The 16,353-nt window shown below is 60.8% G+C and carries 16 protein-coding genes and 1 riboswitch; of the genes, 1 reads left to right on the forward strand and 15 read right to left on the reverse strand.

Annotated elements, in window-relative coordinates; all coding sequences use genetic code 11:
* Window positions 1-106 precede the first annotated feature (106 nt).
* The 8 genes from ACESWY_RS09590 to ACESWY_RS09625 all read right to left on the reverse strand — a co-directional run bounded on the left by ACESWY_RS09590 (window position 107) and on the right by ACESWY_RS09625 (window position 9,006).
* The gene (locus tag ACESWY_RS09590; RefSeq protein ID WP_099432117.1) at window positions 107-517 is read right to left on the reverse strand and encodes a pyridoxamine 5'-phosphate oxidase family protein; all 411 of its coding nucleotides are present in this window, start codon (window positions 515-517) and stop codon (window positions 107-109) included.
* Between the two features lie 43 nt (window positions 518-560).
* Window positions 561-1,007, reverse strand: coding sequence for a pyridoxamine 5'-phosphate oxidase family protein (locus ACESWY_RS09595; RefSeq protein WP_373093454.1), 447 nt, complete (start codon window positions 1,005-1,007; stop codon window positions 561-563).
* 30 nt (window positions 1,008-1,037) lie between these two features.
* Window positions 1,038-1,838: an energy-coupling factor transporter transmembrane component T family protein gene (locus tag ACESWY_RS09600; protein ID WP_373093456.1), complete on the reverse strand. Its 801-nt coding sequence runs from the start codon at window positions 1,836-1,838 to the stop codon at window positions 1,038-1,040.
* Complete coding sequence (locus ACESWY_RS09605; RefSeq protein ID WP_373093458.1) at window positions 1,838-3,742, reverse strand: energy-coupling factor transporter ATPase; 1,905 nt, start codon at window positions 3,740-3,742, stop codon at window positions 1,838-1,840. The genes ACESWY_RS09600 and ACESWY_RS09605 overlap by 1 nt, the downstream gene beginning before the upstream one ends.
* Entirely contained in the window at window positions 3,739-4,329 is a 591-nt protein-coding gene (locus tag ACESWY_RS09610) for an ECF transporter S component (protein ID WP_368143976.1), read from the reverse strand. Before ACESWY_RS09610 ends, ACESWY_RS09605 begins: the two co-directional genes overlap by 4 nt.
* Window positions 4,330-4,334: 5 nt before the next feature.
* Window positions 4,335-4,527, reverse strand: a riboswitch (FMN riboswitch).
* A gap of 372 nt (window positions 4,528-4,899) precedes the next feature.
* On the reverse strand, window positions 4,900-6,537 hold the full coding sequence (gene groL / locus ACESWY_RS09615) for a chaperonin GroEL (RefSeq protein ID WP_022094352.1): 1,638 nt from the start codon (window positions 6,535-6,537) through the stop codon (window positions 4,900-4,902).
* A 96-nt stretch (window positions 6,538-6,633) separates the two neighbouring features.
* Complete coding sequence (groES, locus tag ACESWY_RS09620) at window positions 6,634-6,927, reverse strand: co-chaperone GroES (RefSeq protein WP_022094351.1); 294 nt, start codon at window positions 6,925-6,927, stop codon at window positions 6,634-6,636.
* A gap of 435 nt (window positions 6,928-7,362) precedes the next feature.
* Window positions 7,363-9,006, reverse strand: a complete 1,644-nt coding sequence (locus ACESWY_RS09625) for an amidohydrolase (protein WP_373093461.1) — start codon at window positions 9,004-9,006, stop codon at window positions 7,363-7,365.
* A gap of 162 nt (window positions 9,007-9,168) precedes the next feature.
* Between ACESWY_RS09625 and ACESWY_RS09630 the strand changes: the two genes are divergently transcribed.
* A complete protein-coding gene (locus ACESWY_RS09630; protein ID WP_373093463.1) occupies window positions 9,169-10,632 on the forward strand; it encodes a M20 family metallopeptidase in 1,464 nt (487 codons plus the stop codon).
* Between the two features lie 106 nt (window positions 10,633-10,738).
* On the opposite strand, the gene ACESWY_RS09635 is transcribed toward ACESWY_RS09630, so the two are convergent.
* The 7 genes from ACESWY_RS09635 to ACESWY_RS09665 all read right to left on the reverse strand — a co-directional run bounded on the left by ACESWY_RS09635 (window position 10,739) and on the right by ACESWY_RS09665 (window position 16,227).
* Window positions 10,739-11,236, reverse strand: a complete 498-nt coding sequence (locus tag ACESWY_RS09635) for a DUF2752 domain-containing protein (protein WP_373093465.1) — start codon at window positions 11,234-11,236, stop codon at window positions 10,739-10,741.
* Entirely contained in the window at window positions 11,229-11,837 is a 609-nt protein-coding gene (locus ACESWY_RS09640; protein ID WP_118081062.1) for a DUF4234 domain-containing protein, read from the reverse strand. The genes ACESWY_RS09635 and ACESWY_RS09640 overlap by 8 nt, the downstream gene beginning before the upstream one ends.
* Window positions 11,838-12,032: 195 nt before the next feature.
* Entirely contained in the window at window positions 12,033-13,349 is a 1,317-nt protein-coding gene (locus ACESWY_RS09645; protein ID WP_158567279.1) for a zinc-ribbon domain-containing protein, read from the reverse strand.
* A 150-nt stretch (window positions 13,350-13,499) separates the two neighbouring features.
* Entirely contained in the window at window positions 13,500-14,522 is a 1,023-nt protein-coding gene (locus ACESWY_RS09650; protein WP_118081066.1) for a YitT family protein, read from the reverse strand.
* 223 nt (window positions 14,523-14,745) lie between these two features.
* Window positions 14,746-15,267: an Asp23/Gls24 family envelope stress response protein gene (locus ACESWY_RS09655; RefSeq protein WP_195403852.1), complete on the reverse strand. Its 522-nt coding sequence runs from the start codon at window positions 15,265-15,267 to the stop codon at window positions 14,746-14,748.
* A 44-nt stretch (window positions 15,268-15,311) separates the two neighbouring features.
* Window positions 15,312-15,689, reverse strand: a complete 378-nt coding sequence (locus ACESWY_RS09660) for a DUF2273 domain-containing protein (protein WP_233504631.1) — start codon at window positions 15,687-15,689, stop codon at window positions 15,312-15,314.
* Window positions 15,682-16,227, reverse strand: a complete 546-nt coding sequence (locus ACESWY_RS09665) for an Asp23/Gls24 family envelope stress response protein (RefSeq protein ID WP_195403853.1) — start codon at window positions 16,225-16,227, stop codon at window positions 15,682-15,684. The genes ACESWY_RS09660 and ACESWY_RS09665 overlap by 8 nt, the downstream gene beginning before the upstream one ends.
* Window positions 16,228-16,353: the final 126 nt, after the last annotated feature.

Genomic DNA, 16,353 nt, shown 5'->3' on the forward strand with positions numbered 1-16,353 from the left:
AGGCAGGAGTGCTATCTNAGATGGCGCTCCGCCACGTTGGAGCCATGGTGCGCCCCGGCGATTCCACCTTTGAGCTCAAACCAAGTTGTTAGGATGAGCCAGCTGGCTAGAGCTCGACCGGCACCCATTCGTCGTGATTGCAGATAAAAGCCTCGGGATCCTCGACGCTAAAGAAGACGAGCGTGGGGTCGTTAGGCCCCTCATAGTGCTCGCCCAGGCGCTCTAGATGCTTCCACCCGGCTTCGCGCATTTCGTCTAAAGCCCGGTCATCCAAGCCGGCACGCCCGCGCAAGATGAGCCAACCATGGCCCGGCCACCAACTCGTGGCCTCAAAGCGCTGGTTTTGCAGAAGCTCTTGCCACACATCTTTGGTGCGCGCCGTCACAAACCACAGCTTGCCGTCCTGAATCTGTGCAAACGAGAACGGACGCACATGTGGCTGCCCGTCCACGCTCGTCGCCAAGTACCACGCTGGCACCGACGTCAGATACTCCAAAACCGTATTCAATCCGTCCATGTGTCCTCCTGATTAGCCAGTTTGAGAGCCTGGTTTGTGTGAGCTAGAGCTCCAGGCGCTCCTCGCTGCCGTCGATATCACAGAAGCGGGCGACGATATTGCGGACCGAGAAAAACGCAAGGCGGCCGTCGTTGGCACTCTCGTGTTCCTCGCCAATGCCCACCATGTGCTTAAAACCCACTTGACGCACCTTGTCGCTCGCAACTGTGTCGTCCTCAAGTGCGGCTTCGCCGGTCAATACGATCCAACATTCCCCCGGCTTCCAGCCCGAGAGCTCAAACTTGGGATTCGCACTCAGCTCCGCCCATACGTCCTTGTCGCGCGATGTGCAAAACCACAACTTACCGTCATCGACCATGGCAAACGAAAACGGCCTCACGCGAGGCTGATGCCCGTCGGACACATCGGTCGTGGCCAGATACCACGCCGGAATGCGCCTGAGATATGAACAGGCGCGCTCAAGCTGAGCCGTGCGGTCGTTGTCGGTCATAGGAACCCCTTTCTTGCGCTCGAATCGCGCCTAAACAAGTTGAAGGTTGATGACGATGACGCAGATGAGCAGCAACGCCGTCACCACCGCCGCCAACGCATCGCTGCGGCCAAATGCAAGCGCATGCAAACGTGTGCGGCCCTGCTCGCCATGATAGCAACGGGCATCCATGGCGGCCGAAAGCGTCTCGGCATGACGGAACACGCCCGTGAACAGCGGAATCGCCACACTGCCGAGCATACGCACGCCGCCGAGCGGACCGCACGTCACGCGCGCGTCGCGGCTTGCCTGCGCGTCCGCCGTCTGCTTCATCTCGGTGGCGAACTGCGGCATAAAGCGCAACGCGATACCCATGATCATGCCGAGCTCATGCGCAGGGAGCCCCACGCGCGCAAACGGTGCGAGCAGACGCTCAAAGCCCGCGGTGAGGTCGAGCGTGGGCGTGGTGAGCGTAATGGCGCTCATGCCGGCCATCATCAGGGTCAGGCGGCACGCCATAAAGGCGGCAGAACGCAGCGAGCCCTCGCTTATCTGCAGAAAGCAGAGCTGCCACAGGATGCGCCCGCTCTGGTCGGAAAACAGGTTGAGCACTGCGACCACCACGACAATCGCCAGCAATGGTGCCATCGATGATAGGACCCGGCGCAACGGCACCCGGGACACGGCATAGATCAGGACAACGAAGATTGCGACCGGGGCCAGTCCGCGGAAGCTGCTGACTGTGAGCGTCGTGATCAGAAACACAAAGCCCAAGAGCAACTTAGTTCGCGGGTCTAGGCGGTGGATCGCACTATCGCCGGGATAGTAGCTGCCAAACGAAAACGCCTCCATTAGCAGCCCTCCTCTCGCGCGACCGTCTTGGATTTAGCAATGTCCGCGACGTTAGAAGGACCGCCCGAGCGACCGATTAGCAGGTCCACCAACTCGTCTGCCAGCGACTCAACCGTATAGAGGCCGCCGCGACGCAGCGGCACGCCCGCCTCCGTAAGCGCCAGCGCCATACGCTGGGCAGCGGGAACGCCCAAGCCGATTGATTTAAGCTCATCCGCATGCGCAAAAACCTGAGCGGGCGTGCCCTCGGCAAACACCGCACCTTCGTTCATCACGACGATGCGGTCGCAGCAATTGGCCAGGTCATCCATGCTGTGCGAAACCATGACAACGGTCAGGCCCTCGCGATGGAGTCGATCGATGAGCCCTAAGAAATCCCTGCGCGCAGCCGGGTCGAGCCCCGCCATGGGTTCATCGAGCACCAGGACTTCGGGCTCCATGGCGAGCACGCCGGCGAATGCCACACGCCGTTGCTGACCGCCCGAAAGCTCAAAGGGACTCTTGTCGCCGACCGTGGAAAGGTCGAGGCCCACGCGCGAGAGCGACGACTCGACACGACGGTCGATTTCATCTTGCGGCAAGCCAAGGTTGTGCGGACCAAACGCCACGTCCTGCGCCACGGTTTCGGCAAACAGCTGACGCTCGGGATATTGAAACACCACGCCGACCTTGGCCTTAACCGCGGCGGCGTCTTTCTTGTTTGATAGATCGAGCTCCAGCGCGCGAACGGATCCCTCCTGGGGGCGAATCAAACCGTTGAGATGCTGGACCAGCGTCGACTTACCCGAACCGGTATGACCTGCCAAGCCCAGGAACTCGCCGCGACGCACCGTCAGCGATACATCGCGCAGCGCCCACGGGCTGCTGGGGTCGTTTCCCCAAAGGGCTTGTTTGTTCGATTTGCCCGCAGTGGCCGAGCGCTTGTGCCAGCGGTGGCGCTCGCGCGGACTGAGCGAATAACTGTACGAAACATGGGATAGTTCGATGACGGGCTCCGACGCGTTGTCCTCGTTGTCTACCGGAACAGTGCCGTCAGCGATTTCCAACTGGGATGCGGAAGACTGTCCCGCGGTGTCTGCCCCACTTCGCTCGGCATAAGCCTGCGCAATCTCAGCGACCATATCCACCTCGCGCACCTGCGCATGAACAGGCACGCCCTTCGTACGAAGCGCCATGCCCAGACGACACGACTCCGGCATATCCAGGTTGAGCTGCGCAAGCTCATCCGCCCGCGTCAAAATTTCCTCGGGCGTACCGAGCATGGCAACGTGCCCCGCCCGAAACACCGCGACACGATCGGCCTCGGCGGCTTCTTCCATAAAGTGCGTAATCATCACGATGGTCATACCGCGAGCGTGCAACGCGCGGCAAGCCTTCATGAGGCCCTTGCGTCCACGCGGATCGAGCATCGAGGAAGCCTCGTCCAAAATGAGAACGCGCGGTTCCATGGCAAGCACGCCGGCAAGCGCCACGCGTTGCTTTTGGCCACCCGAAAGCGCATGGGTCTCGTGGCGCTCAAAGCCCACCAGGCCCACGCCCTTCAGCGCCTCGCGTACGCGCTGCGCAATTTGCGCCGATGGCACGCCAAGGTTTTCGGGACCGAACGCAACGTCATCTTCGACAAGCGTTGCCACCAGCTGATCATCGGGATTCTGGAACACCATGCCCGCGGTCGAACGAATGTCGTAGACCAGCTCGGGGTCGGACGCATCCATGCCGTTGATGCGTACCGTGCCCGCATCGGGTTGCAACAGCGCATTCAGATGCTTGGCAAACGTCGACTTGCCCGACCCATTGCCACCGAGGATGCAGAAAAACTCGCCGTCCTCGATATTCAAATCGACGCCGTCGAGCGCCGGTGCGGCACCGTCATAACTAAAGGAAACGCCCCGACACTCAATCATGCGCGGCCTTTGACCTGGTCCTTTTTAGGCGTGATGAGGTTGGAGACTGCTTTATACACCGCCAGCGTCAACACCGAGTTAAGCACGGTCTTGATAAGGTTGAACGGCAGCACGGCAGGAATCATGAGCGGGGCGATCACATCGACCGAGCCATACCAGAACCAAACGCCAATGGTCAGATTCGCAACCATAGAAAGCACCGTAGCGGCAATAACGCCCAGTGCCAGGCCAATCACGGCACCCTTGTAGGTGTGCATCTTCTGGTAGACGATAGCCGCAGGCAGAATATAGCCCAGCGTGGCAACCAAGTTCATAAGCGCGCCGACCCAGTCACCCGTGGTGAGCGCATGGATAACGATAGCCATAGCGGCAACAGCGGTGCCGGCACCAGGACCGTACGCAAACCCGCACACCATCGCCGGCACCAGCGACGGGTCATACGTCAAAAACGGCGCCGAAGGAAGGATGGGCAGCTGCACGTACATAAACAGGGCACCCAAGGCGCACATCAGCGCCATGGTAACGAGCTGTTTGGTGCTCCACCTATTCGTGTTCTCAAAATGGATATGCTGCGACTGTTCAGACATAAGATCACCTGCCTCTTTCATCCGGACTCTAACCGTTGGTACTGGGATCTCACCAGTTCAGCCGGCATGCGAACCAACACACGCTCGGGTCGCGGACTCATCGGCTCGGTCGCAGACACCTCGCCTGCGCCACGGCGTCCCTTTGACACCGCCCGATTTACCGCCAGTGGGGAATTCCACCCCGCCCTGAAACAGCAATTGCAAGTGTAGCACGAGCAATCGTTCGCGCAAGTATGCCAAGGGTAATTTGTGGCGAGGACCAGTTGCCGCAACAACCGCGTTCCCCACCCATCCCAAAGTAACGCGCTTTTCGCGGCAAAGCCGCGAAACAGCGAAAGGGACACGTATTCCCATCAACCACATCCTTCTCCGCGAGCCGACCTCAAGGCCGTAAACGCAGGGAATCCGGGGGCGTGACGGGGACTTCTCTCCGGAACATTCCGCAGGACGCAAAGAGGCTCCGCAGCGCGAAGCGCGATGCGGAGCCTCTTTGCATGTCCGAGGACGTTCCGGAGAGAAGTCCCCGTCACGCCCCCGGATTCCCGGTGGGAGTTCTAGACCTTGTCGGCCTTAGTACATACCGCCGCCCTGCTGACCAGCAGTAGCAGCAGCGATAGCGTCCTCAAGCTGAGTGTTCTTAGGCACATCGGAGACGGTAGCCTCGGTGATGAGGATCAGGCTGGCGACAGAAGCAGCGTTCTGCAGGGTGACGCGGCTGACCTTGACGGGGTCGAGGACGCCCATCTCAATCATGTCGCCCCACTCGCCGTTGGCAGAGTTGAGACCCTGGCCGGCGGGCAGCTCGGCAACCTTGTCGACCACGACAGCGCCCTCAAAGCCAGCGTTCTTGGCGATGGTAGCGACCGGAGCGGTCAGAGCCTTCTTGACGATATCGACGCCGATCTTCTCCTCGGGGTCGTCGAGCTCAACGGCATCGAGCGCAGGAGCAGCGTCCATGAAGGCGACGCCACCGCCGGCGACGATGCCCTCCTCGACAGCAGCGCGGGTAGCCTGCAGGGCGTCCTCGACGCGATGCTTAATCTCCTTGAGCTCGGACTCGGTAGCAGCGCCGACCTTAATGACGGCAACGCCACCGGAGAGCTTGGCCAGGCGCTCCTGGAGCTTCTCACGGTCGAAGTCAGAGGTGGTGTTCTCCATCTCACCCTTGATCTGAGCGATACGAGCGTCGATGGCCTCCTTGGAGCCAGCGCCGCCGACGACGACGGTGTTGTCCTTGGAGATGGTGACGGACTTAGCGGTACCGAGCATATCGGCGGTGATGTCAGCGACCTTCACACCCAGCTCGTCCAGGGCAGCCTGGCCACCGGTGAGGACGGCGATGTCCTCGAGGATGCGCTTGCGGCGATCGCCGTAGCCCGGAGCCTTGACGGCGCAGACGTTGAGGGCGCCACGGATCTTGTTGAGGACCAGGGTAGGCAGAGCCTCGCCGTCGATGTCCTCAGCGATGATGAGCAGGCCACGGCCAGCGCGCTGGACAGCCTCGAGAACGGGCATGATGTCCTGAACGCTGGAGATCTTCTGGTCGGTGATGAGGATGTACGGATCCTTCATCACGGCCTCCATGCGGTCGTTGTCCGTGACGAAGTAAGCGGAGACATAGCCCTTGTCGAACTGCATGCCCTCAACGGTGTCGATGGTGATGTCGAACGTCTGGGAATCCTCGACGGTGATGACGCCGTCCTTGCCCACGACCTCCATGGCCTCGGCGATCTTCTCGCCGACCTCGGGGTCACCGGCGGAGATGGTACCGACGGAAGCGATCTGCTCCTTGGTCTCGACCGGCTTGGCCTGCTTCTTCATCTCGGCGACGGCGGCGTTAACGGCCTTGTCGATGCCGCGACGAATGGCCAGCGGGTTGGCGCCAGCGGCGACGTTGCGCAGGCCGTCGTTGACGATGGCCTGGGCGAGCAGAGTTGCGGTGGTGGTGCCGTCACCCACGGTGTCGTTGGTCTTGGTGGCGACCTCCTTCACCAGCTGGGCACCCATGTTCTCGATGTTGTCCTCGAGCTCGATCTCCTTGGCGACGGAAACGCCGTCGTTGGTGATGGTCGGGGCACCGAACGTGCGCTGCAGCGCAACGTAGCGACCCTTGGGGCCCATGGTGACGGTAACGGCGTCGGCCAGAGTGTTGACGCCCTTGGCGAGCTTAGCGCGGGCATCGGTGTTGAACGTAATGTTCTTTGCCATGGTAGGTAATCCTCCAAAAGAAATGTGACTCGCGTCGCCGCTTCCGAGTCCTATGCGGCGGGCGCGCTCAAAGACGAATCAGAGATTCTGACGAGACTAGGCCTCGACGACGGCGTAGATGTCGTCGGCGCGCATCAGCAGATACTTCTCGCCGTCGACCTTGACCTCGTTGCCACCGAACTTACCGTAGATGACAACGTCGCCAACCTTGACGTCCATGGGGATGCGCTCACCCTTGTCGTTGACCTTGCCGGCGCCCACGGCAACGATGGTGCCGCGCTGCGGCTTCTCCTGAGCGTTGCTGGCGATATACAGACCGGAAGCGGTCTTCTGCTCGGCCTCGTCGGGCTTGACCAGAACACGATCTGCAAGCGGCTTCAAAGACGACATGCTTGTCTCCTCCTTTTTGGGCCGCGCGGTTATACCACGCGAATTAACCCTTTTTGTTTGCGTACGCGTTGAATGGTACCCACGAATGGCGGGTTATACAACACAGAGTCAAAAAATCTTATTTTTTGGCACTTAGATTTTCTGAATGCCGGGGGATAGCTTAGCGGTGGCTCCCGTGTGGCTCCGGAGGGGCGGGGCATAAGGTTTCCTGCTCGGGCAGTCCTGCTCGCACGAAGGCCACATTAAGTGGCCTTCGGCTCGTGCGGAACTCGCGATAAACCTTATGCCCCGCCCCTCCGGAGCCACACGGGAGCCAGGTTAACTAATTCGGGCCCGGCATTCAGAAAAGTCAGTGCAGCAAAATGGCGATGCAGATGGTGCGAACAAGAAAGGGGCACGTTGCTGAAACGTGCCCCTTATGGGTGGGGTATGGGGTTAGCGCTCGTAGATTAAGTTGCCTGCCAGGTAGGTCGCCTGAACCTTGGTAGCTTGGAGTTCTTGGGGGTCGATGGTGAGCGGGTTTTGGTCCAGGACTACCAGGTCGGCATACTTGCCGGGCTCCAAGCTGCCGAGGTTTTGCTCGTCGCCAGCTGCGTACGCGCTGCCAAGCGTGTAGTTGCGCAGGGCCGTTGCCGCATCGATGCGCTCGCTCGGTAACCAGCCGTCCTCGGGCCAGTGGCTTTTGGGGTCCTGGCGCGTGATAGCCGTGTAGAGCACGTTCATGCTTGTAACAGCTGTGATGGGGCTATCGGTGCCGAAGGCTTGGCGGATGCCGCGCTGCTTATAGGTCGCAAACGGCCACATGATGCGGCTGCGTTCCAGGCCCAGATCGCGCTCGGGGCCGCCCGGGTCGAGTGTAATGTGACAGGGCTGGCTCGAGGCAACGACGTTAAGCTTGCGTAGACGATCGATGTCCTCGGGCAAGAGGTTCTCCAGGTGCTCGAGCGTGTTATGGCCGTGCTGGGGCAGGCCGTACAGGTCGGCGGCCTCCTCGAAGATATCCAGCGCGGCATGAATCGCACCGTCGCCGATGACGTGGATGCGCACGGTATGGCCGCGCTCCGCGGCCGCCAGAACCAGCTTGCGCATGCGCTCGGCAGGAACCGTCAGACGGCCCTGGTCGCCCGGGAAGCGCGGATTGGTATAGGGCTCGGTGAGATACGCCGTGTGTTCGCTCGACACGCCGTCGAAGAACTGCTTAAAGCCCGGCGCCGAGAGCAGCGCGTTGTTCGTGTAGCGGGTCTGCAGCTCTTCCAAGCGCGATTGGTCATCCAGCAGCGTGGGAAACAGATGGGCGCGGATGCCCAGCTTGCCGGCTGCCTGCAGTTTGTCGTAAACATCGTCGCGGATAAAGTCGCAGCCCGGCATGGGCATGAGCGACATATCGCATATCGAGGTGATGCCCTGTTCGGCCATACGCCTCATTTGATCGGCGTAAGCGCTTGCGATGCGATCCTCGCCCAGCCACTCAAGGCAGCGCGGTAGCAGCTGCATGGCAGCCGCCTCGTGAGCAATGCCCGTGAGCTCGCCGTTTGCATCCTTGTCGTAGCTGCCGCCCGCTGGCGGCTCGCTGTCGCGTATGACGCCGAGCGCCTCGAGTGCGCAGCTGTTGAGCCAAAGCGTGTGCCCGTCGCCCGAATACATAACGCAGGGACGATCGGGGAATGCCGCATCGAGCGACGCCTTGGTAGGATGCTCGGGCGGGTCCCAACGGTAATCACGCCAGCCCTGCGTCACAACCCAAGCGTCGTCGGGCAGGTCCCGGGAAAATTCGAGCGCATGTTGCACCAGCGCCGCCTCGGACGTGCCCATATCCATGAGCATGTACGGCGAGGAACCGACCGAGGTATGGAAGAAGTGCAGATGAGCGTCATGGAAACCGGGGCAGACAAACTGCTCGCCGTAGTCGATAACCGACGTGGCGGCGGGAGCGGCGGCGATCACGTCATCGGGCGCACCGACTGCGACGATACGGTCGCCTGCGATGGCAATCGCCAGCTCGCGGGCGGTATCGATGCCGTCCTGCGCGGTAAAGACGTTCTTGGAGCGGATAATCCGATCGATATGTTGCATGGACATCCCCATCTCTGGCAGGAAATTCAACACCCCCGAGTGTACTCCCCCGCCCTTGTAACAAAACCCCGAGCGGCAAACGGCAACTTTACCAGCCCTAGCGGCAGGTGGCATACTGGAGAGAGCCTGTACGATTTTGCGATCAACCCAGCAAGGAGCAAATCGACCATGACGAAGACCAAGGCACAGCAGATTATGGCGGCGACCGAGGCTCGCGCGGCTGACGACGTCACCGCAGCCATCAAAGATATCGCTACCGAGTTTGAACCCTATATCATCAAGCAGCGCCGGCACTTCCATAAGCACCCGGAGCTGAGCCTCGCCGAGGAGCGCACGACTTCTGACATCGCCAACCAGCTCGACGCCATGAATATCCCCTACGAGCGTCCGCTCAAGACCGGCTTGGTGGCAACGCTTCGCGGTACCGCGCCGGACGCCTATCGCGAGGACGGCACGCCGCGCCGCCGTATCCTGCTGCGTGCGGATATCGACGCCCTGCCCGTCACCGAGCAGACCGGCGAGGAGTTCGCCAGCGTCAACGAGGGCTGCATGCACGCCTGCGGCCACGACTGCCATATCGCCATGATGCTCGGCACGCTGCAAATCCTGCGCCATATGACCGACGACATCCACGGCGAAGTCCGCATCGTCTTCCAGCCCAGCGAGGAAAACGGCCAGGGCGCCAAGCTCATGATCGGCACGGGTGTGCTCGACGGCGTCGATGGCGCCTACGCCGCGCACATCTGGAGTGAGGTCGACGCCGGCACTGTAAGCTGCGAGCCCGGACCGCGCATGGCCAATACCGACTGGTTCCGCATCGATGTCCGCGGTACCTCGTGCCACGGTGCCATGCCCCAGCGCGGCCACGACGCCGTCATGGTGGCCGCCGAGATCGTCAATGCCCTGCAGACCATCGTCTCGCGCGAGATCAGCCCCTACGAGCCGGCTGTCATCACCGTCGGCGAGCTGCACGGCGGCACCGCGCGCAACGTTATCGCCGGCACGGCCTACCTCGCCGGCACGGTGCGCACCTACGGCGATTCGACCCACGAGGAAATGCCGGAGCTTATGCGCCGCATCGTGGAGCATACCGCGGCCGCCTTGGGCGCCGAGGCAGAGCTCACCGACTACACCATCGCCAACTACAAGGTCGAAAACGACGCCGCCTCGAGCGAGCGCTGCCGTCAGGCTGTCATCAAATGCCTGGGTCCCACCGGTCAAGGCCATTACCGCGGCACGCTTTCGGGCGAGGATTTTTCGGAGTACCTGCGCCGCGTACCGGGCGTGCTCGCCTTTGTAGGTACGCGCAACCCCAAGATCGGCGCCACGTACGCCCAGCATTCCTGCTTTTACAAGATTGACGAGACCGTGCTGGCAAAGGGCTCCATGGTGGCCGCCCAGTATGCTATCGACTTTTTGGCCGAGCCCACGCAAGAGGAGCTCGACGGCCCCGCGATTACCGCGGTCGCCGAAACCAACCCCGATCTGGCCGCCAAGTTGCGCTCTGCCAAGGCGACGACCGCCGAGGCTCGCGACGCCATCCATGATGCCCGAACGGCTCGCCATGCCGCGATCAAGGGCATCCACGACGCACGCGCTGCCGCTCGCCACGAGGAAAAGCGCGACGAGTAGCCGTCACGCCCATCCATAACAGCCTGGCTAAAGCAAAGCGGGGGCGGACGTTATCTCAACGTTCGCCCCCGCTTATGTGTCGACCGTTTTTCTAGCGCGTCCTCCGTCACGCCAGGTAAGAGCGAAGGATGGTGAGCCAGCGTGGGGGTTCGAGGTGGATGATATCGTCGGGAACTCCGGCGGGCGCATAGCCGCCAAAGAGCAGACCGGCATCTGCCGGATTGACGAGGCGCACGATCCATACGACGACGACCAGCACGCACAACACGGTGACCGCAATGTCGATACCACGCTTTAGCTTGCTCGATGCCACCTCCTCGCGCACGAACGCGAGCACAAACGCAATCGGCACCACCCAAAACAGCGGATGGTAGGCAAAGGCAGCCGCATAATCGAGGCGCAGCGCCGCCAGCCACGCCCTCGTCATGCCGCATCCCGGACAAGGAATGCCCGTCATCAATCGAAAAATGCAGCCAATGTCGAGCAGGTAGAGCGCGAGCCAGGCGACAAAGAGCGCGCCGGTGCAAAAAAGGGCGCGGCGAAGGAGCTCTGCCGTGCCCCTATGTCCCTGGGAGCTGTTCACGCCGCCCTTATTGTTAGGCACGAGCGCCAAGGCGAGTGTTGTAAGCCGTTGCCATGGCATTGGTATTATTGATGACGATGTTCATAGCGAAGATGGGACCAAGGCCGCACAGGAGCGCGCCGAAGATCTGCCACAGAAGAACGGTGGTGCCGTTTTCCTGGAACACCAGGCCGTAGCGAGGAGCGTTGGCCTGCAGGCGGTTGCCAATCTTGTAATACCAGTAGTACGCGTAGAAGCCGCAGGTCACAAACGATAGAAGGATGAATTCCGCCAGACCCGGCGTGTAATCGCCGTCATCCTGACACAACGTGTTGACGTCGCGTGCCAAGCAATACAGGAAGTAGAACGAATAGATACCGCAGGTCACAAGAGAGAGCAGCAGCCAGCCGATCAGGCTGCGGTCAGCCTTAATGGGGCCATAGCCCATCGGAGCGGATGCGGACTGTTGGGCGTATTGACCGGTGTACTGCTGCTGAGGCTGGGGCGCGGGCTGAATAGCCTGGGCCGGAGCGGGCTGGGGCTGCGGGGCCGCAGCGGCAGAAGCGGCACCAACGGCGGATCCGCAAACAGGGCAGAATTTGGCATCATCCGAAATGGGAGAACCACAAGTGGGACAGAACATGAGCCTCTCCTTTTCCTAAGGCGTCGCACGCCTTCAAACCTTACACGTCTACGTTCTCAACAATAGCCGCGACGTTGTTGCGCAACATTGACCAATTTCCGAGAAATTTTGCTGCAACCGTTTTCCCAGGCATTTTCTTGCTTTCGCAGTAGAAAAAGGCACCCCGGGCTCAGTTGCCCAGGGCGCCTCGACCGGCTATTCGGTTTGATTGTTTTCGGCAGCAGGATTATCGCCCGGCTCATCCGCCGGCGTGGCAACGGCATCCCAATCGGGCTCCGCAGGCGTCGCCTCGGACGCCGGTGCGGGGACAGGAGCAGGTGCCGGGGCAGGGGCAGGCGCGGGTGCCGGGGCAGGTGCAGGCGCGGGTGCCGGGGCAGGCGCAGCACCAGTGGCTGCCGTGGGATTGAATCCCGCAGGAGCAGGCTTCTTCTCACCCGGGAGCACAAAAGTCAAAACGTCGTCCTTGTCCTCATCGGCCCATTCGCTTGCATAACGTGCAGCCCAATAGCCAACGGCACGGTGCTTGAGCATCTTGCCAAAGACCGTAAGGAACACCGTGACGAATGCAATCAGCACCAGGAACAATACGAGCGTGACACCACCGGCGGTAACAATCGCCTCGATACCCGTGGGGCGATAGTAATAGCCGTACGCGCCAATTCCGGCGATGGCACCAAAGACAGCTGTCAAGATCCACGTAATGGCGTTGGAAACCAGGCCCGTCAAAAACTCGGGAAGGAACGAAGCACAGAACAGCTTGGTCTTGTTGTGCTTAAAGGCCGCCCAAACCTTATCGAGCGAAAACGCGCTCTCGACGCGACCGGTCACCGCAAAGTGCATCACGGCGATGTCGGCGAACATCTTAAAGAAGACACCCAGAATCGCCGAGGCAATCAGAGCCAGGACAAGCAGGCCGAGCGAACCGAACAGCGCTGCCTCGAGTGCATAGGAGCCGTAATAAGAATACGAGCCCGCGGCGCCAATTACCACGCCCTCCACCAGCGAAAGCACTACACCGATAACGGGAATGGCAGCGATAACCTCGAGCACCACCGAGATGACGCTCGAAAAGACTCCGAGACCAAACGACGTGGAGCGCATGAGTGGACGGTCCATGCCGTCATCGACCTTGAGCGAAAGATCACGTCCCCACTCAATACCAAAGCCGGAACCGCACACGCTCGCAATGCAAGCTGCCAAAAAGCCGATGGCAGCCGCAATGCCGCCAATAACGGGAATAAACAACACGAGCACCGACACAACGCAAATCAGCGCCGGCAAAAACGCGATTTGGCATACACGCTGAAGCACGCCCGGAGTCTTTGTCATATCTTGGAACGCCTGAGCCGTGCAGCCCTTTGGCGCATTCGCCACGGGCGGTTGCGGAACAAACTGCTGAGGCTGAGGCTGACCCTGAGGGGCGGAGGCTGCAGCGCCGGCATTGGGGGCACCGCACACGCCGCAGAACTTGTCGTTATCGCCCATGGGGGCGCCACACTGCGAGCAGAACATCGAAATCATCCCTTCGTATCTTGAGCGAGTCACCTGGATCGCAAACGATGTCTTTGGCATCATTATCACCCAATGTGAGTTCAAATACTCAAAGATGACCGATTTGCAAGGTACACGGCGCCAGCAGGCGGTTCGTTGAATGCGTTCGCGCTAGTTCGTACCGCGGAAACCCTTGCCGACGATCTCGGAACTGTCGACAATCGTGATAAAGGCACCCGGATCGACTTCGCGCGCATAGCGGCGCAGCTGCACGGCCTCGCGACGGCTCAGCACGCTCATGATCACCGTCACGCACTTGCCCGAGAAGGCACCGTAGCCGCGACTGATGGTCGCCGTACGGTTGAGATGCTTGACGATAAACTCCTCGACCTTAAGGGGCTCGGAACAAATGACCGTGCAGACCTTACGAAGGTGAATGCTCTCGATGGCCTTGTCGACCACGAGCGTCTTGGCAAACAGGCCGAGCACGCAATACAGGCCGACACGCGGACCATACAAAAAGGCCGCGATGGCCACGATGCCGATATCAACCAACAGCAGCGCGCGGCCAATCTCGAGCGTGGTGCGGCGCTTGAGGATCATGGCGAGGATGTCTGTGCCGCCCGTCGAGGCGCCAATATCAAAGACGATGGCGCTGCCGAGCGCCGGCAGTATCACGGCAAAGCACAGGTCGAGCCACATATCGCCCGTCATCGAAACATCAGTCGGAATAAAGAGCTCAAAAAACGAAACATAGGCGGACAGCGCAAACGAGGCGAAGACGCTCCACAGGATTGCCTTGCGCTCCAAAAAGATAAAGCCCAAAACGACGAGAACCGCGTTGATAATCCACATAAAGACGCCGACGGGCAGGGTCGGGAACAGCGTGGACAGAATGACCGACACGCCCGAGGTGCCGCCAAAAGCAAAGTGATTAGGGGTTTTAAACGCAACGATGGCAAAGGCCGTAAGAATCAGGCCCAGATTGAGCTCGGCGAAAAAGCGCGGGAAGCCCGGCTCCTGGCTGCGCTTTTGGCCGGCACGCTCGCCGCGCTCAATATCGGTGCGATCAACCACGCGCTCCATCGGCACCACGGGAGGACGATGCACCTCCTCGGCAGCTCGCGATGCCGCCTCTGCCGCGGCAGCCTCAATTGCCCATGCCTGGCTTTCTGTTTCGTGCTCGTCAGCCATTACGGCAACCCCTCGTTAACAATTTGGAAACAATGCGCCCATTAGGGTAACGCGGAACGCGACGATTGCAACCCCTAGTTAGACGAGCGGTATGCCTACATCGGGGGCATACAAATAACGGCCGGCCGCACATACATCCGTGCGACCGGCCGTTTGACGTTTTCGCAGATAAAACCTGCCAAAATAAACCTGTCCCTTTTTGGCAGGTTACCTTTTTGGTAGGCTACTCGTGCTGGTTGGTGCGGTGCTCGTACTCCTCGGGGGTGATGACATCCTCGATGCGCAGGTTGACGCCCGCCACCTCAAGGCCGGTCATCGCAGCCAGACGCTCGGTCACGCGTGCCTTAACGTCGTCGAAAATCGCGGGCGCGTAGGCGCCGTACTCGATAATGACGGAAATGTTGACGACCACGCGGTTGTCATCGGTGACCTCGACCGTCACGCCCTTGGTCAGATTCTCGGCACCAAACTGCTCCTGCACAAAGTGCATGAGGTTGCCCTTCATGCCCAAGACGTGCGGCACCTCGCGGGTGGCCATAGCGACGATCTTCTCAATCACACCGTTGGAATAGGTCAGCGAGTCCTCGGACTCGTCTGTTTCCTCATCGTCCTCGTCCGCATCGTCGGCGGGTTCGGCCTCGACGAGCGCCTCGTCCTCGAGCGTTACGTCCTCGGCCTCGGCGGTGACGGTCTCGTCTGCCTCGAGCTCGGTATCGGCCACATCGACCTTCGTGTTAAAAGCCATGGTTCCTCCTTATGCCCACCGCACACGCGGCGGTCGAATACATACTAGCGGCCGCTAAACAGACGACCGAAGAAGTTGACGATCCCGTTCTCGCCGTCACGGATCTGGCCAATCACGGCGCCGATCAGTACAAAGAAAGCGATGACGAGCGTATCCCACAGGCCGAGCGTGAGCACCAGCACGGCGAGCACAAAACCAGCGACGGCTCCAAGCGTGGTGTTGGGATGACGGACGGCATAGCTCCAGATGGCTGCCCCCGTACCCTTGATGAGACCCATGGCCTCATCAAAATCATTGGCGACCGCGTCATGCGACTCGGTACCCTCCACCTTGGGATCGACGACCTCGCTAGCCGGCGCGGCGCTCTGATCGATAGTCAGGCGCGGAGTGCGGACGGTCTTGTCTTGATTGGTATCACTCACCGGAAACCTCCACGGTCTGGACGGTAGTCTTGGACGGCAAAAAACGAACGCGTGCGGTCGTGCCCGGCGTGCCGAGCATGGTGTCGCAGGCCTCCTCGATACGTTGCTGCATCGCGGCTGCAAGGGAGGCCACATCCCGGTCGTCGAGCGCGATGGCGTCGACCTTAAAACGGACGCGCGATTCGTCGGAGCCCTGCACGCGCGCCTCGACATGCTCGACCATCACGCGGTCGTCGCGCTCTGCCGCGGTGCGAGCACACGAGGAGAGGGCGGCGAGCGTGACCTCGATATTACGCTCCCCCGCCGGATGCACGCAGGACGGCTCGCGACGAGCAAACATCAGGCGAAAGAAACACACGAGCACGCCGAGCGCCACGACACCGCCGCACGCCGTAACAACGATGCGAGGCAGCGAATCGCGCATCAGCAGCATAAAGCGATAGGTATATGGCCCCCAAAACTGGCAGACCAACGTACCCAGCGCCACAACGGCGGCGACAAGATACACGATCGCCAGGGCTCGTTTGAGCACGCGCATGCGGCGCTCCCTTCAAATCTCGATCCAAGGAATGCAAAACGATTCGCATCATTATAAAAGAGCCGGGTCCGGTGCCTCATTGCACGCGGATCCGGCTCATCTATTCCACGAGGCTTGCATGCTCGC

The sequence above is a fragment of the Collinsella aerofaciens ATCC 25986 genome (assembly GCF_964237925.1).
Classification (GTDB): Bacteria; Actinomycetota; Coriobacteriia; order Coriobacteriales; family Coriobacteriaceae; genus Collinsella; species Collinsella aerofaciens_BJ.

Excerpts from the sequence above, each read along its gene's own strand:
- ACESWY_RS09665 (WP_195403853.1), bottom strand. The coding sequence starts at position 16,227 with ATGCGCGTGCTCAAACGAGCCCTGGCGATCGTGTATCTTGTCGCCGCC.
- ACESWY_RS09590 (WP_099432117.1), bottom strand. The coding sequence starts at position 517 with ATGGACGGATTGAATACGGTTTTGGAGTATCTGACGTCGGTGCCAGCG.
- groL (WP_022094352.1), bottom strand. The coding sequence starts at position 6,537 with ATGGCAAAGAACATTACGTTCAACACCGATGCCCGCGCTAAGCTCGCC.
- ACESWY_RS09640 (WP_118081062.1), bottom strand. The coding sequence starts at position 11,837 with ATGTTCTGTCCCACTTGTGGTTCTCCCATTTCGGATGATGCCAAATTC.
- groES (WP_022094351.1), bottom strand. The coding sequence starts at position 6,927 with ATGTCGTCTTTGAAGCCGCTTGCAGATCGTGTTCTGGTCAAGCCCGAC.
- ACESWY_RS09610 (WP_368143976.1), bottom strand. The coding sequence starts at position 4,329 with ATGTCTGAACAGTCGCAGCATATCCATTTTGAGAACACGAATAGGTGG.
- ACESWY_RS09625 (WP_373093461.1), bottom strand. The coding sequence starts at position 9,006 with ATGTCCATGCAACATATCGATCGGATTATCCGCTCCAAGAACGTCTTT.
- ACESWY_RS09645 (WP_158567279.1), bottom strand. The coding sequence starts at position 13,349 with ATGTTCTGCTCGCAGTGTGGCGCCCCCATGGGCGATAACGACAAGTTC.
- ACESWY_RS09600 (WP_373093456.1), bottom strand. The coding sequence starts at position 1,838 with ATGGAGGCGTTTTCGTTTGGCAGCTACTATCCCGGCGATAGTGCGATC.
- ACESWY_RS09655 (WP_195403852.1), bottom strand. The coding sequence starts at position 15,267 with ATGGCTTTTAACACGAAGGTCGATGTGGCCGATACCGAGCTCGAGGCA.
- ACESWY_RS09650 (WP_118081066.1), bottom strand. The coding sequence starts at position 14,522 with ATGGCTGACGAGCACGAAACAGAAAGCCAGGCATGGGCAATTGAGGCT.
- ACESWY_RS09595 (WP_373093454.1), bottom strand. The coding sequence starts at position 1,007 with ATGACCGACAACGACCGCACGGCTCAGCTTGAGCGCGCCTGTTCATAT.
- ACESWY_RS09630 (WP_373093463.1), top strand. The coding sequence starts at position 9,169 with ATGACGAAGACCAAGGCACAGCAGATTATGGCGGCGACCGAGGCTCGC.
- ACESWY_RS09605 (WP_373093458.1), bottom strand. The coding sequence starts at position 3,742 with ATGATTGAGTGTCGGGGCGTTTCCTTTAGTTATGACGGTGCCGCACCG.